8 protein-coding genes are annotated in these 16483 nt (G+C 50.4%); 6 read left to right on the forward strand and 2 right to left on the reverse strand.

All coding sequences use genetic code 11. From position 1 onward, the window contains the following. Positions 1–202 precede the first annotated feature (202 nt). The 5 genes from OEZ43_17950 (at position 203) to OEZ43_17970 (ending at position 7154) form a co-directional block, all read left to right on the forward strand. Entirely contained in the window at positions 203–751 is a 549-nt protein-coding gene (locus tag OEZ43_17950; protein MDH5547467.1) for a hypothetical protein, read from the forward strand. 180 nt (positions 752–931) lie between these two features. After that, a complete protein-coding gene (locus tag OEZ43_17955; protein MDH5547468.1) occupies positions 932–1357 on the forward strand; it encodes a hypothetical protein in 426 nt (141 codons plus the stop codon). A gap of 95 nt (positions 1358–1452) precedes the next feature. Continuing rightward, complete coding sequence (locus OEZ43_17960) at positions 1453–2709, forward strand: TolC family protein (GenBank protein MDH5547469.1); 1257 nt, start codon at positions 1453–1455, stop codon at positions 2707–2709. Continuing rightward, on the forward strand, positions 2706–3956 hold the full coding sequence (locus tag OEZ43_17965; GenBank protein ID MDH5547470.1) for an efflux RND transporter periplasmic adaptor subunit: 1251 nt from the start codon (positions 2706–2708) through the stop codon (positions 3954–3956). The genes OEZ43_17960 and OEZ43_17965 overlap by 4 nt, the downstream gene beginning before the upstream one ends. A gap of 18 nt (positions 3957–3974) precedes the next feature. After that, complete coding sequence (locus OEZ43_17970) at positions 3975–7154, forward strand: CusA/CzcA family heavy metal efflux RND transporter (GenBank protein MDH5547471.1); 3180 nt, start codon at positions 3975–3977, stop codon at positions 7152–7154. Between the two features lie 11 nt (positions 7155–7165). Here OEZ43_17970 and uvrA read toward each other — a convergent pair whose 3' ends face one another. Then, positions 7166–12649 carry an excinuclease ABC subunit UvrA gene (gene uvrA / locus OEZ43_17975; protein MDH5547472.1) on the reverse strand — a complete coding sequence of 1828 codons (5484 nt, stop codon included), beginning with the start codon at positions 12647–12649 and terminating at the stop codon, positions 7166–7168. 127 nt (positions 12650–12776) lie between these two features. On the opposite strand from uvrA, the gene OEZ43_17980 reads away from it, so the two are divergent. After that, the gene (locus OEZ43_17980; GenBank protein ID MDH5547473.1) at positions 12777–14906 is read left to right on the forward strand and encodes a GNAT family N-acetyltransferase; all 2130 of its coding nucleotides are present in this window, start codon (positions 12777–12779) and stop codon (positions 14904–14906) included. Here OEZ43_17980 and OEZ43_17985 read toward each other — a convergent pair. After that, positions 14903–16438 (reverse strand): B12-binding domain-containing radical SAM protein, encoded by a 1536-nt coding sequence (locus OEZ43_17985; protein ID MDH5547474.1) that lies wholly within the window; start codon positions 16436–16438, stop codon positions 14903–14905. The two genes, OEZ43_17980 and OEZ43_17985, sit on opposite strands and share 4 nt — an antisense overlap. Positions 16439–16483: the final 45 nt, after the last annotated feature.

Raw genomic sequence — 16483 nt, forward strand, 5'->3', positions numbered from 1 at the left:
TCCCGGAAAAAACACTCCAACATAGAAAGGTTTGCACACCTCCTCCCTATCTCAATAGCTTTGAAATACGTCTTCGAACGCATTGACTATTAAAGGAATTCTAAACATTTCTGGAATAATGCCGATATTAGAAAGGATTTCAAGACCGGGAGTTCGCTTCCGGGACTCGCACAGAGAATGAAGGCCTACGGGGGTAAATAATATGGGTTCTGAATTATTTCGTTATACAGTTTTACCGTTTGTGATTTTCGTGTTGTTAATGGTGGGGGTAAGCGCAGGCTTGCAGCAAACCCTGTTGATATATAAGTTGGGTGGGGCCTATACGCACTGGGCAGTGATACTCTTGGGTCTACCGGTTCTAATAGGATTATTGTTACGCATACTGGAGACTTCGCAGCCACTGGTCGTGACGTTCCTGGCAGCAGTTGCATCAACAGGTGCGCTATATTTCCTATATAAGACTTATTTCTGGGCCCAGGCGCCAAGCATATTAAACGCATTGTTTTTTTTCGTTGTGATCGTTGGCGGCGCACACCTGCCGTATTCCCGTGGACCAATCGAACGCTTCTTTGGTGCCCTGGTGTATATGATCAGACCTACGCCTAAAAAGCGCACACGCGCACCGGCGAAAAAAGTCGCGGCTGGAAATACTGGCGCCTCGAGCAGCATGATACCAATGATAGAAATGACAGTCGGTATTGCCTCACTGGCATTGAGTGTTTATTCCATCGCATTTATGGGTAAGGCATAAGGTTTAGTAATTAAAAATTGATGACGATTGCCAGGGACGGTGATGTCTCACCCGACGCAAGGTCTGGTGAAAAGCGTGAATAACAAATTCGGGGACAGACTTGTCATCACTCGAGGTGCGTGCTAAGGTAGTTCCTAATTAAAAAAACGATTCTACAATTTCCTTTTTTCAGATATCACAATGACAACATTCGCGATAACTCGTCATCCACTCGTGTGCGCATTGATTGTGCTGATCTTGCTCGGGCGGATTTTCGGCTTACACGCACATAGTCACGTCGAGTTGGATGAACATCATCACGATCATGGCGAAGTCAGTAAAATTCATCTCGCCAGTGTCGTGGAAGAGGACATGGATTTTAGTCCGCAAAATATACAGGAACAGCATAGCGATCTCGATTTCGAGATTGAGCAGAATGCAATCGTCAAGTTCAAATTCAAGTCAGGTAATCAACTGGAATTAGTCTGGTTTTGCCTGGGCCTGATGTTATTTGTGAGCTTGTTTGTGCGCCTGCTTTTGGGCGTATTTCCTCGTAATCGTCTGATCTTATATATTGACGAACCCATCTACCTGAAGTTTCACGCGCTACGCGCACCTCCTCGCTAATCCGTTTCACTTTTTGTTTTATATCGGGCATTCGGTTGTGCAAGCAAGTGCGCACGGTGTCGAATCGACTTTTCTGAAATACAGAGGGCGCATCTATGCGTTTCGTATTGCTTTGTCTATTGATTATGGCAAGTGCCGGGTTATATGCAGATGATGAGGCTGTCGTTCAGCGCCTGGACCTGAACCAGGCTTATGACCTGGTCGAAAATTCTCATCCATATTTTCCATCCAGAGTCTTTGCACAAGAAGCTACCGTACTAGTCGAGAGACAGGCAGTCATGACTCCCTTACCTTATGTAAAGGTGGAAGTAGAGAATCTGGGAGAACAGGGTGATTACGCCTTTAGGCAACATGGCGAGATCACCTTGAGTGTGGGCAAAGTGTTGGAGTTGGGTGATAAGGCGCTGCAACGTAAGGCTTTGGCCAGTGAACGCAATGCCTTGCAAATGAATGAACAGCATCGTGTCGGTGCGGAACTGTACGCTGAGGTAGCGCGGAGATTCGTGCAAGTGTTGTCTGATCAACAACGTGTAGGGATTGCAATTGAGAAACGCGTGTTGGCTATGCGTGTTGCCAAGGTAGTGGATCAAAGGATAAAGGCAGGAAAGACCAGTAGCGCGGAACAACATCAGATCAACATCATGCAGTCGCGCGCCAGGCTGGATCTTTTACAAGCAGAACAAAACCTGGCTATTTCTCGAACCAGACTGGCTGCTTTGTGGGGCGATACGGAAGCGAAGTTTGACGTGGTTTCCGGTGATTTGTTTGCTCTTGCCATGCACGGTACGTATGAAGAGCTCATCGAGGAGTTAAAAAACAGTCCAATAGTGAAAAAGCGATTACTGGAGGCGGCAGTAATTAGGGCGCGTGGAAAATTGGAACGCGGAAAACGTGTGCCAGATGTCGAGTTGGCGGCGGGTATACGCTATTTGCGAGATAGTCACTCCGGTGCGTTGAATCTGTCGCTGAGTATGCCTATCGGAAGCGGTGCCAGGGCGAAACCAGCAGAGCGTGAGCAACAGCTGTTACTGCAAAGCGAGGAACTAAACACGCTGCAGTTGCAACAAGACTTAAAGTTTCGTCTCTACCAACTCTGGATGGAGCAAAAACAGACAAAAGTGGAATTCGATACCTTAAATCAACACATACTGGTTGAAAGCGAAAACGTGCTTGCAGAAGTGGAGCGTTTTTACGTGCAAGGGCGTTATTCACTCAAAGAGCTAATCTTCGCGCAACAGGCGCTGGTCGAAGCGCGGGAAGAGAGGCTTGTCGCGGCGACAGCATATCAACTTCTAAAGATTGACATTGAACAATTAATGGGGCGTTCGTTCTTCCGGGGAGAACAGCTATGATTCCAAAAAATATTTTTCCATTTGTATTTTTCGTGTTTGTTTTTCTCTCTTTCGCAGGATGTCAAAGCGATCACGAAGATGTTAGTACTCATGGGCATCATGGGGCAGGGGCAGAAGAGGACTTCGAACGTGGACCTCATCGCGGCCGGTTGCTTGAACAGGGAGACTTTTCCCTGGAAATCACCATATACGAGCAGGGCGTTGCGCCGGAGTTTCGCGTTTACGCCTATGAACACGGGAAACCGCTGGCGCCGCAAAAGATTGCGCTGGAAATTGTTCTCGTGCGCCTGGATGGACAGCGTGACACTCACCACTTTAGTGCCGTACAGGATTTTCTTCGCGGCGACAGTGTTGTCACCGAACCTCATTCTTTCGACGTCAGCGTTAACGCCGTATTTAACGGTCAGGCGATGAAGTGGGACTATGAAAACTATGAGGGTCGCGTGCAGATCGCGGCGGAGATGGCGGCAAAATCCGGTATTGTTACGTCGATCGCATCTGCTGGCGTGATTTCGGAAACCATAGCATTGAGCGGTAGGGTGCAGGTGGACCCTGATAAGCTGTCTTTTGCACGCGCGCGCTTTCCCGGCGTGGTGAAAAAAGTATTTCGACAAATCGGCGATCGGGTTAAACGCGGTGACAGGCTGGCGGAGATACAAAGCAATGATAGTCTGCAGGAGTATATCGTCAATGCACCAGTCGGCGGTGTAATCATCGGCCGTGATATCCAGTTGGGCGAGTCTGTCAATCAGGAGAACCTTTTCACTATTGTCGATCTTTCCAGTGTCTGGATAGAACTCGATGTGTTTGAAAAAGACCTTGCGCGTGTAGCGGTCGGACAGAAGGTCAGCGTTTCGTCTCTTAGTGGAGAGCTTGCCGAGGGCAAGATTAGCTGGTTGTCTCCGATGCTTGCCCATGCCAGTCAAAGCATACAGGCGCGAGTGGTGATTTCAAATCGCAAACAACGGTTTCGTCCGGGGCAGTTTGTCAGTGCCGAGTTAGTTGTCGCGCAACATAAGTCGCCTCTTGTGGTGCAAAAGTCGGCGATACAGCGCTTTCGTGATTTCGATGTTGTATTCGCTCGTGTAGGCGATTTCTATGAAGTGCGTATGCTTGAGCTGGGACGTGCAGATACGCAGTGGATTGAAGTTCTCGAGGGGCTAAAGCCGGGTACGCAATACGTCAGCGCAAATAGTTATTTGATCAAGGCCGACATTGAGAAGTCAGGTGCCAGTCATGATCACTAAGCTGCGAGGTTCCCGCATATGATAGAAAAAATAATTGGGTTTTCCCTTGCGCACCGAGGGCTGGTACTGGTGCTCGTCGTCGCTGTCAGTGTGTTTGGGTTGTTTCAGTATCAACACTTACCCATAGACGCGGTTCCCGATATTACCAACGTACAGGTACAGATCAATACAGAAGCACCTGGGTATTCGCCGCTGGAATCAGAGCAACGTATCACGTTTCCGATTGAGTCGGCGATGGCGGGTTTGCCAAACCTTGACTATACGCGCTCGATATCGCGTTATGGTTTGTCGCAGGTGACAGTTGTTTTCAAAGACGGGACGGATATCTATTTGTCCCGTCAATTGATTAATGAGCGACTCACCGAAGTGCGCGACCGCCTGCCCGCAGGACTGGAACCATCGATGGGTCCGATCGCCACCGGTCTGGGCGAAATATTTATGTATACCGTGTCATCCGATGCACAAGCAGAACATGACCCCATGTTTTTACGCACTGTACAGGACTGGATAGTGCGTCCACAGTTGCGGCAGACTCCGGGTGTTGTCGAGGTAAACACGATAGGTGGGTACGTCAAACAATATCATGTTTTACCTAATCCACAACGCATGTTAGCCAATGATCTCAATCTGCGCGATATCGTTGGCGCCCTGTCGCGCAATAATCAAAACGTCGGTGCCGGTTATATCGAGCGGTTTGGCGCGCAGTATCTGGTGCGTTCACCGGGACAATTAACACGTATCGAGGATATCGAATCAATCGTGATCGCAAAACGTGATGGCGTGCCGATACGTTTGGGCAGTGTCGCCGAAGTAAAGCCCGGGAGCGAGTTACGCACGGGCGCAGCAACACAGGACGGCAAAGAAGTCGTGCTCGGCACGGTGTTTATGCTCATGGGCGAAAACAGTCGTGAAGTGTCGCGTGCAGCAGCGCAAAAACTGGAAAAGATAAAAGCGTCTCTTCCCAAAGGCGTCGAGTTAACGCCTTTATATGACCGAACCACGCTGGTGGATAAAACCATAGATACGGTCAAAAAGAATCTTGCCGAAGGAGCACTGCTGGTTATTGCGATATTGTTTTTATTGCTCGGAAACTGGAAAGCGGCGCTGGTAACCGCGACTGTGATACCCGTAGCAATGCTGATGACGATAAGCGGCATGGTGCAAAGTCGTGTATCCGGTAATTTGATGAGCCTGGGTGCGTTGGATTTTGGTTTGATAGTCGATGGCGCTGTGATTATTGTTGAAAATTGTCTGCGTCATCTCGCCGCATTTAGCAAGACTTACGCTAGTAGACCCGATCTGGCCACGCGATTACAAATTGTACGCAAGGCGACAGTCGAGGTGATTCGTCCCAGTGTGTTCGGTGTAATGATTATCTTGATTGTATACCTGCCGATATTTGCGCTGAGCGGTGTCGAGGGCAAGATGTTTCATCCGATGGCCTTGACCGTGGTGATGGCCTTGAGCGCAGCACTGCTGCTTTCGTTAACGGCTGTACCCGCAGCGGTGGCATTGTTTGTCAGTGGCCGAGTTGACGAAAAAGAAAATCGTATTATGCACACGACGCGCGTTCTCTATCAGCGGGGTTTGCGATGGGCGATGACGCGTCAATCATGGGTAATCATCTTCGCCGTGATACTGGTGGTCTTATCAACTTTACAGGTCACTCGTATGGGTAGTGAGTTTGTGCCAAGTCTCGACGAAGGTGATGTTGCCTTACATGCTTTACGTATTCCAGGCACAAGTCTTGAGCAGGCGATAGCGATGCAGGGCGTTCTAGAATCAGAATTGCAACGCCTACCCGAGGTCTCTCACATCTTTACCAAGATTGGTACCGCAGAGGTGGCCACAGATCCGATGCCACCACACGTGGCCGATACTTTCGTTATGATGAAGCCGCGTGAGCAATGGCCGGACCCGCGCAAAAGTAAGGCGCACCTGGTCGAGGAACTGGAAGCCGTTGCCCGCAGTGTGCCGGGAAATAATTACGAATTCACCCAGCCCATACAAATGCGTTTCAATGAATTGATTTCCGGCGTTCGATCAGACCTGGCGGTAAAGGTCTATGGTGATGATCTGGATACGCTTACCGAGCTGGCAGATCAGATTGAACACCGCATCGCAAAAATTCCTGGCGCTGCCGATGTGCGCGTGGAACAACTCAATGGTTTGCCGTTGTTGTCTGTTGTGCCGATACGTCGACGTTTGGCTCTGTATGGAATTGATATTGAGACCGTGCAGCAAAGTTTACAACTGGCTGTCGGTGGTGAAACCGTCGGCCAGGTGTTTGAAGGGGACAGGCGTTTCGATCTGGTGGTGCGCTTGCCCGAATCGTTGCGTCAGGATATAGAAACACTGTCGCGCCTACCGATTCCTTTACCGGGGAAGGGAAGCGAACGCGTTGTCGATGCAGACAACACAGGGTTGATCCGCGATCTTCCCCATCATATTCCGCTGCGGGAAGTGGCAAATATCGAGGTCATACTCGGTCCCAATCAAATCAGTCGTGAAAATGGGAAACGTCGTATCGTGGTAACGGCCAATGTGCGCGGCCGTGATCTCGGCGGTTTCGTGCAGGAGGTCCAGTCGGCCGTTGCCAGTGATGTGTCGATACCCGCGGGCTATTGGCTCGAATACGGCGGAACGTTTGAACAGTTGATTTCAGCCTCGCAACGTTTTGCGGTTGTGGTGCCGCTGACCTTGCTAATTATTTTGGGGCTGCTATTCATGGCCTTCGCATCGATAAAAGATGCCTTGTTGGTATTTAGTGGCGTTCCACTAGCACTCACAGGAGGCGTGGCGGCGTTAGCTTTGCGTGATCTGCCCTTGTCGATTTCTGCCGTCGTCGGTTTTATCGCTCTGTCCGGTATTGCGGTGTTAAATGGCGTGGTGATGCTGTCATTTATTCGTGAATTGGTAGGGCAGGGTCAGGATATACTGACAGCTGTATACGAAGGTGCGCTAACACGTCTGCGTCCGGTGTTGATGACAGCGCTGGTTGCCAGTCTTGGGTTCATACCGATGGCGCTCAACGTCGGTACCGGCGCTGAAGTCCAGCGCCCACTGGCTACCGTGGTAATCGGTGGAATCGTGTCTTCGACACTATTGACGCTCTTCGTGTTGCCTGTGTTGTACCTCACGGTGTATAGAAAAACGAGAACTGTGCCGCGTCGGCAAACTCTTCCGAACCCTGGCTGATGTCAACTGTTTCACAAAAAGTCCTGCAGCATTTCTGTGGTCTTTGAGGATTTGAACTTTCCGGCAAGTTTTTCGGGAACGCCCTGGGCAACAATACGGCCGCCATTGCGACCGCCACCGGGACCCATGTCGACGAGCCAATCGGCCTCTGCCATGATGTCCATATTGTGCTCGATAACAATAAGTGAGTTTCCCGCATCGACGAGTTGGTGAAACACGTGGATGAGTTTTTCCACATCGGCCATGTGTAAGCCGACTGTTGGTTCATCGAGAATAAACAGCGTTTGGCGCGTGTTCTTGCGCGGTGACAGACTGATATCATCATGCGCCTTGGTGATAAATGACTTGGACAATTCGGTGACCAGTTTAATACGCTGCGCCTCGCCACCACTGAGCGTCGGACTTGCCTGGCCCAGGGTCAGATAGCCCAGACCGATGTCCTGCAAGAGTTTGAGGCTGACATAAATGGATTTGTGTTTTTCAAAAAATATCACCGCCTCGTCAATATTCATCTCCAGTATGTCGGCGATATTTTTACCGCGATAGGTAATATCCAGGGTGTCATCGGTAAATCGTTTGCCATTGCATACGTCACACTTGAGTGACACATTAGGCAGGAAACTCATCTCCAGCCTTTGCATGCCCTGGCCTTTACACGCTGGACAGGTGCCTGTGCTGGTATTAAAGGAAAAACGACTGGCGTTATAACCACGTACTCGGGCCTCTGGCACATCGGCAAATATGCGACGTATTTGATCCCAGAAGCCAATATATGTTGCCGGGCAGGAACGAGGCGTTTTACCGATGGGCGACTGGTCAACTTCCAGTACGCGTTGCAGTGTTTCATGCCCGTGAATAGATTTACAACCGGAAAACACAGCTTTGCGAGTTTTCTTGCCGACGTTTTCACGGAGATTATTCAATAACACGTGACGTATCAGCGTGCTCTTGCCGCTACCGCTGACGCCGGTGACGACGACAAATCGCCCCAGGGGCAATTTGACTGAGACCTCGCGCAGATTGTGCAGATTGGCCTTTTCGATGCTCAAAAAAGTTTCGGCCTTTTCTATGCGACGCGGATACATAGGATGCTTGAGCGGGTTAGCCATATAACGGCCGGTGATCGAGTTTTTATTTTTTTTAAGTTGCGCCAGTGTCCCCTGGGCAATGATTTCTCCGCCGCGCTTTCCGGCACCTGGACCGAGATCGACAATATGTTGTGCCATGCGTATGGTGTCTTCGTCGTGTTCGACAACGACCAGTGTGTTACCTTTTTTCTCCAGACTTTGTAAAGACTTTAACAACATCTTGTTGTCGTGGGGATGCAGGCCGATGGTCGGCTCATCAAGTATGTAACATACGCCCTGAAGATTGGTACCCAATTGAGCGGCAAGCCGTATGCGTTGCGCCTCGCCGCCAGAAAGCGTTGGTGCCGCGCGGTTCAAATCCAGATAGGCGAGGCCGACTTGCGCAAGAAACTGCAGGCGTGACACGATCTCTTTAACGATATCCTCGGCGATGGTTTTTTCGCGGGCTGCGAGTTTCATTTTCTGAAACTGCTTGAGTGTATCTTCGACATTCTGTCGCGTCATCTGCGCGATTGATTGCTGTTTGAACTTGACTGACAGGGCGACAGGATTGAGTCTATCGCCGTCACATTGCGGACATACCCGGGCTTCCTGATTATCGTCTTCGTCATAATTCTCTTCATCGATATCGGTGATATAGCCGTTGCCATGACAACTCTCGCACCAACCGTGTTTAGAGTTATAGGAAAACAGGCGAGGGTCCAGGGCCTCGAAACTTTCGCCACACGAGATACAGGCGCGATGTATGGAGAACAGTTGTGGTTTGCCGCGCTCAGTTTGAATGCGCAACACGCCCTTGCCTATAGTTAGTGCATTGCTGATTTCTCGGCGTAGTTGTTCTTCTTTGTTCGCAGCGACGCGCAACGTGGCGACAGGCAGATCAATGTTGTGTTCTTTGTATCGATCCAGTCGCGGCCATTCCGCTGTAGAGATTGCTTCACCGTCGACAATAAGATGATCGTAACCTTTGTTCGCCGCCCATGCCGCAAGGTCGGTGTAATAGCCCTTACGATTGACGACGAGTGGAGCAAGCAGATGTATAGTTTTGTTGCGGTATTGCTTGAAAATATTGGCGACAATTTCTTCTTGAGATTGCTCCTGTATCGGTATGTCGCACACAGGGCAGAACTGAGTACCGAGTTTGACATAAAGCAATCGAAGAAAGTGATAAATCTCAGTGACAGTCGCAACGGTGCTTTTGTAGCCGCCGCGACTGGTACGTTGTTCAATGGCAACAGTAGGTGGTATGCCATAGATGGCATCGATATCAGCTCTTCCCGCCGGTTGCACGAATTGGCGCGCATAGGCATTGAGTGATTCCAGATAACGTCGTTGTCCCTCTGCGAACAGGATGTCAAACGCAATTGTGCTTTTGCCGCTACCACTCAGGCCGGTTATTACCGTGAGCTTGTCGCGTGGGATACGTAAGTCGATATTCTTCAGATTGTGTTCGCGCGCGTTGTGTATGATGATGGCATTTTCGCCAGTGGATTTTTTTGTGGCGGAACTGGTGGCGCTAAAGGCTTTGCCTTGAAAGTAATCACGAAGGGCGGCAGAAGTGTGACCGTTTTTCTTGTTCGCCAGCGCTTTTGGCGTGGCGCAGTCGATCAATCGACCTCCTTGATCGCCACCTTCCGGTCCGAGATCGACAACCCAGTCGCTGGCGGCGATGATATCCAGGTTGTGTTCAATAATAATCAGCGTGTGTCCGGCCTCGCGTAATTGCTGGAAGGCGCCGAGTAAGACCTTGATGTCATGAAAATGCAGACCGGTTGAGGGTTCATCGAAAAGAAACAACATGCGCTGTTGTTGTTTAGCCGAGGTCCTGGCCAGGTGTCCAGCGAGCTTCAATCGTTGCGCCTCTCCTCCACTGAGCGTTGGTACCGGTTGACCCAGACGCACATAACCTAGTCCGACATCAACTAATGGGCGCAGGCTGCGTAACACCGCTTCATGACCGGCGAAAAACACCAGTGCTTCTGTGACAGAAAGGTCGAGAATATCGGCCACTGACTTTGCCGGGTAGTCGGTTTTGCTGTCCGGCAATAAAGAAACATCGAGAATTTCCTTGCGATAACGCGTGCCATTGCATTCGCCGCAGCGCAGATAAACGTCGCTGAGAAACTGCATCTCGATATGTTCGAAGCCATTACCCGAACAGGTAGGGCAGCGGCCATTACCCGAGTTAAAGCTAAAGGTGCCAGGGGTGTATTTTCGTTCTTTCGACAAGGGCTGCGCGGCGAACAGTTTGCGTATCTCTTCCCAGGCGCCGACATAGCTGACCGGATTTGAGCGCGTGGTCTTACCGATGGGTGATTGATCGACAATGTGTACCGCCTCGAAATAGTCGTGTCCTCGAATATCGGCGTGTTTGCCGACGGATTCCACTGCGTTGCCCAGACGCTTCTGCAAACCAGCGTATAGAACGCTGTGCAGCAGCGTCGATTTTCCTGAGCCGCTGACGCCAGTCAGTGTGGTAATGCAATCGGCGGGAAAGCGCACATCGAGTTCTTTGAGATTGTTCTCACACGCGCCCTTTATCTCTATCCAATGGGTATGTTCTCCCGGTGGACGATGAATGAAATTTTCCGGCAACACCTCTCGCTTACCACTGAGGTAATCTCCAGTCAGCGAATTCTTTTGCCGGGTAATATCCTCAGCCGGTCCAAAAAAAACCTTGTTGCCGCCTAGTTCGCCTGGGCCTGGACCAATATCTAACAAATAGTCCGCGTGGCGCATGATGTCGGCATCGTGTTCAACCACGATCAAGGAATTGCCGGCATCGCGCAGACGGAGCAGGGTCTTTGCCATGCGCTCGATATCGCGGGCGTGCAGTCCAATACTCGGTTCATCGAGAACGAACAAGGTATTGACCAGCGAGGTACCCAGCGCGGTGGTGAGATTAATGCGTTGCACTTCACCACCGCTGAGCGTGCGCGATTGGCGATCGAGGGTCAAATACCCCAGGCCGACATCGACCAGATAACGCAGACGTGAACGTATCTCGTCGAGCAATAACTCCGTGGCCTCATCAAAGGGTTTAGGGAGCTGTAGTGATTCGAACAAGGTTAAGGTTTTCTCGATCGGCAGAAACATGATGTCCTGAATGGACAGACCGGGCATCTTGGCGAACACCTCAGGTGTCATGTTTAAACCCGGTGGCATAAAGCGTTGCTCGCGGGGAAGCGTCTTGTCGATACCCTGCTCACAGGCGATACGCCAGAGCAGGGCGTGTGGTTTTAAACGTGAACCATGACATGCGCTACATTCGTCATACGAACGATACTTGGAAAGCAACACGCGAATGTGCATCTTGTAACTCTTGCTTTCCAGCCATTTAAAAAAGCGGGTGACGCCGTACCACACCTTGTCATCGAAATCACCGTCGCCTTCGATAACCCATTGCTGTTGCTTTGCGCTAAGTTTATTCCAGGGTTTATCCGTGGGTATCCCTTTTTTGCGCGCATACTTCATCAGGTCTCCCTGACACTCTATATAGGATGGCGACTGAAACGGTTTTATCGCACCTTCGGCAATCGTCTTTTTGTCATCGGGTATGGCGAGCTGATAATTAATGCCTATGGTACGTCCAAAGCCGCGACAACAGTCACAGGCACCTATCGGCGAATTAAAGGAAAAGTGGCTTGCCTGAACAGGTGAGTAGTCGATATCGCAGGGTGCGCAATGTAATTTATCTGAAAACTGCCAGGTCTCTCCGGTCAGTTCACGCTGGCGCATGGCGCGTATGCGTAAATGACCGTGTCCATGTTTGAGTGCCGCTTCGAGTGCCTCGGTAATGCGATCAACGTTGTCTTTGCTAAAACGTACTCTGTCCTGTATGACTTCGATTCTGTTCTGGTCCTGTTGATGGATAAGGATATAGCCATTTTGTTCGAGAAAGGCACTGACTTCCTTCGGGCTGAAATTGTCAGGGACACGCACATCAAAACTTATCATGATGCTGTCGAGGGATTTCTGTCGCTGCATGCTTGCCAATATCGAGGCCGGCGTGTCTTTCTCTACCGCGTGTCCACACGCGTGACAATGCAATTTTGCGGTGCGCGCAAACAGTAATTTCAGGTGATCGTTGAGTTCGGTCATGGTGCCAACTGTTGAGCGCGAGGTGCGTACCGGATTGGCCTGATCAATGGCGATTGCTGGTGGAATACCATCAATACGTTCCACCTGCGGCCGGTCCATGCGATCGAGAAACTGGCGCGCATACGGTGAAAAGGTCTCAACATAACGGCGCTGGCCTTCTGCATAGATGGTATCGAAGGCGAGGCTGGATTTGCCGGAGCCACTGACGCCGGTGACGACCACCAGACTGTTGAGTGGGATTTTTATATCCAGATTTTTTAGATTGTTTTGTTTCGCGCCTTTAATATCAATGTGTTGGCTGGACATGACTACACCTGTCGATGGCTGGGGGCGTATTATAAGAATTCGCCTATGGAAAAGGTAGCGCGCCTCGACTGGCCAGTATGATCTCTTGTGATAGTATGGCCGCCAACCCATAGTGACCTTTTATTTAATGGACATCCTTGCCAGCTATAAACAGATTTCGACGCATGCGCAGCGGAGTTTTCAACGCCGGTTGATGATACTCAGCGGTAGTCGTGAATGGTGTTTAGCACGATTGAATTCCCTTGCTTCAGCCATCGATAGTCAAAACTTGTTGTGTTTGAGTGATGACCAGAGGTTGCCATTTCCGGTTTTGGGGATTAAGCGTTTTCGCCAGATCCTGGGGCGTGAGTTTCACACCGTTATTCTGGATGGCCATGAGCGTCTGCACCCGGATGTGCTTGGCGCAGCGGCGGGAACTTTGTGCGGTGGTGGTGTGTTCATGCTGTTGTTACCTGATCTGGATGAATGGGTGTCTACAGGTGATGCACTGTTTTCGAATGCTACAGGCTCCGCAAGCAACCGCTTTATTCGACGACTCGTCGACACGTTTTCACCAACGCAATATTCGATTTATCTTTATCGCCAAGATGCCGATTCGGACGCGACGACTTTGTTGGCAAGTGAAAAGACACGAATCGAGATTGATGCGGACACACACCGGCAACGACTGATAACTCACCAGCAAGGCGTCGTCGATGAGATTCAGCATGTGGTCACCGGACATCGTCGACGACCACTGGTGATTACCGCCGATCGTGGGCGAGGCAAAAGCGCCTGTCTGGGGATGGCTGCTGCCAGGCTGCTGGCTCAACGACAGGAAGATATTCTGCTTACCGCACCTCATCGCGCCGCCCTGGATTCGTTATATAAACATGCGCGGATTGAAGGCGTTGATGAAAGCAGACTACACTTTATACCCGTCGATGAGTTATGTCAGAAACCAAGCAAGGGGCAGTTGCTGATTGTTGACGAGGCCGGTGCGATTCCGTTACCACAGTTAGAGCAATTGACAGAACACTATTCACGCATCGTTTTTTCCACCACTATTCACGGCTACGAAGGTAATGGACGTGGATTCGCCTTACGTTTTCTGCATCGACTCGATCAGCTTTGCCCCGGTTGGACTCGCAGTGAACTTACTATACCGGCGCGTTGGGCTGAAGACGATCCGTTAGAAGACTGGCTAAACACCGCGTTATTGCTGGACAGTGATGTGTCGACGCCGGCAACACCGGTAACAGGTGTCCACTTTGTCGAACTGGAGCGGGATAAGCTCGTTGGTGATGAGGCTTTACTCAGAAATGTTTTCGGACTGTTGGTATTGGCCCATTATCAAACCCGTCCTTATGACTTGCGGTTGATGCTGGACGGCGAGGGTATTTCAGTTTATGCGGGCTTTGAAGGCGAGACACTCGTTGCCGCAGCTATAGGCGTGCGTGAAGGGGGCTTGCCAGACAGTCTTGCGCTGGACATACAGCAGGGAAAGAGGCGTTTGCAGGGCGAGGTTTTACCACAAACCCTGGCGCAATATCTCAATCAGGAAAATGCACTTAGCCTGCGCTGTCTGCGTGTAATGCGCATTGCTGTTCATCCCGTTTTACAGGGACAGGGTATTGGCTCACGCATGCTGAGCTTTATTCAGGAATGCGCCGCGCGAGAAGGTCTTGATGCCCTCGGCGTCAATTTTGGTGTGCGCGAGGGCTTATTGCGCTTTTGGCAAACGTCCGGCTATCGCACGTTACGTCTTGGGGTCCAGAAAGAATCCTCTAGTGGTGAGTATTCTTTGCTGATGTTGCGTGAACTAAAACAACAGGACTTTTTACAACCCTATTATGATCGGTTTGCGCAACAGCTATTGGCCGCGCTCAGTGCCCATTTTCGACTGTTGTCGCCTGCGCTAGTCGATACCTTGCTGTATACGGTTGATGTCTTTCCGCCAAAGCTTGGCGATGAAGATATGCGCGAGCTAATAGACTTTGTCTATGGACGTGGCGGATACGAGAGTAGTCTGTTGTCTATCCATCGCCAGCTTGAATCGATTCTGCTGTCTAAACATCATCGTCTGCAACTCACCGATGACGACAGGCAATTTCTTATTGTTACGGTATTACAACAATGTGATATTGCCGTTGTCGAGCAGCAGTTTGATTTGCAGGGCAAGGAAGCGATGCTCCGTCGTCTACGGCAGACACTTGCGATAGTGCTCGACAATGAACCCACGTTGCAATCACGAATTTCACTTTATCGAAACGACTAATCGTCTTCCTGGGTGGAAATGTGTCTCGCCTGTCTTTGAAAAGGACTGGCTTCTGGCACAATCGCGTCGTTTTGCTGACGTTGTTCAAAACGCGTCAAAACATTTTCCAATGTCCCTTTTACACCGGAGATGGCAAAGTCTTTTTGTAATGCGGGGAGGAGTTCGTCCGTCGTCAGGTGTAAAGCCAGTTGTGCACCCTGGTAAAGCAGATAAAACAGGCGTTGCAGTGATAGCTTGTGCATGCGTTGCGTTTGTCGATATATCCATTGGCTCAGCGCCATGAATCGTTGAAACGGATGTTCGCCAAGAATGAGGGGCAGACTGTGTTTAAAACGTCCCGAGTTCGCACACAAATCCCAGTAGCGGGCAAAGCGTGAGATGTCCTGTAACTGAGAAAAGCTGAGCAGATTAGTGGAAAGTATGTTGTAAGGTGGCGCTGGATTGAAGCGCAAACTAAACTCTTCTGTATGTCGAATGATAGGCGAGCCACGCAGGCGTTTCAGAATGCCCACTTGAATCTCATGCGGTCGCAGGACGACCAGATCATCAAATCCGCGGGCAAAACTTTCCAGATCTTCGCCCGGCAGGCCCGCAATCAAATCCGCATGGATATGGGCGTGGGTGTGTTCACGTAACCAGCGCAGATTGGTGCGCGTTTTTTCGTTGTCCTGGCGGCGGCTGATCAGTTGTTGTACTTCGGGGTTGAACGTTTGTACTCCCACCTCAAATTGCAGACACCCCGGTGGGAATTGCACGATTAATTCTTTGAGTTGCTCAGGCAGGTGGTCAGGTATGACCTCGAAGTGCACGAATAAATCATCACTCATATGTTCGAGGAAAAACTGCAGTATCCGCGCGCTGGCCGCTGCCTTGAGATTGAACGTCCGGTCGACGAAGCGAAAACTCCGTGCGCCTCTCTCATACAGAGACTGGATTTGTTCCAGAAACCTGTTTTGGTCAAAGGCCCATGCGGTTTTGTCCAGTGAGGAAAGGCAGAACTCGCACTTGAACGGGCAACCACGGGAGGCTTCGACATAGATATTGCGAGTAGCGATATCCATTTCGTTATATTCCTGGTAAGGCAGTTGCAATTGTTCCAGTTTGAAGGGCAGCGGTGTAACGATTTTATTTTGCGGAGGCTTGCCGTCAAGGATTTCCCGACACAGATCAGGGAATGCCAGATCGGCCTGACCGCAAATAAGATAGTCGGCGTATTGCATGATGGGTTGTTGGAGATATTCGTAACTCACTTCCGGACCACCCAACACGACGACTGTTTGCGGCGATACCGTTTTGATCAGCGCGGCGAGTGCCAGGGATTGTTCAATATTCCAGATATACACGCCAAGGCCGATAACGATAGGCTGGTGCTGTAACAGTTGTTCCAGCGCATCAATCGGGCGGGTATCGAGGATGAATTCCTCAATATGGGTGGCCGCAGTCAGATCTCCCATGTTGGCACGTAGATAACGAAGTCCGAGCGAAGCATGGCTATATCGAGCATTAAATGTCGTGAGAATTACGTTGTACATATCACTGCAGGTTTAGATTTGCAGGCGATGATAGCACTGTTCAGT

The sequence above is a fragment of the Gammaproteobacteria bacterium genome, from assembly GCA_029881255.1.
In the GTDB taxonomy this organism is placed as follows: Bacteria; Pseudomonadota; Gammaproteobacteria; order S012-40; family S012-40; genus JAOUMY01.

Coding starts and splice junctions, on each gene's coding strand:
- OEZ43_17980 (MDH5547473.1), top strand. CDS start 12,777: ATGGACATCCTTGCCAGCTATAAACAGATTTCGACGCATGCGCAGCGG.
- OEZ43_17960 (MDH5547469.1), top strand. CDS start 1,453: ATGCGTTTCGTATTGCTTTGTCTATTGATTATGGCAAGTGCCGGGTTA.
- uvrA (MDH5547472.1), bottom strand. CDS start 12,649: ATGTCCAGCCAACACATTGATATTAAAGGCGCGAAACAAAACAATCTA.
- OEZ43_17950 (MDH5547467.1), top strand. CDS start 203: ATGGGTTCTGAATTATTTCGTTATACAGTTTTACCGTTTGTGATTTTC.
- OEZ43_17970 (MDH5547471.1), top strand. CDS start 3,975: ATGATAGAAAAAATAATTGGGTTTTCCCTTGCGCACCGAGGGCTGGTA.
- OEZ43_17985 (MDH5547474.1), bottom strand. CDS start 16,438: ATGTACAACGTAATTCTCACGACATTTAATGCTCGATATAGCCATGCT.
- OEZ43_17955 (MDH5547468.1), top strand. CDS start 932: ATGACAACATTCGCGATAACTCGTCATCCACTCGTGTGCGCATTGATT.
- OEZ43_17965 (MDH5547470.1), top strand. CDS start 2,706: ATGATTCCAAAAAATATTTTTCCATTTGTATTTTTCGTGTTTGTTTTT.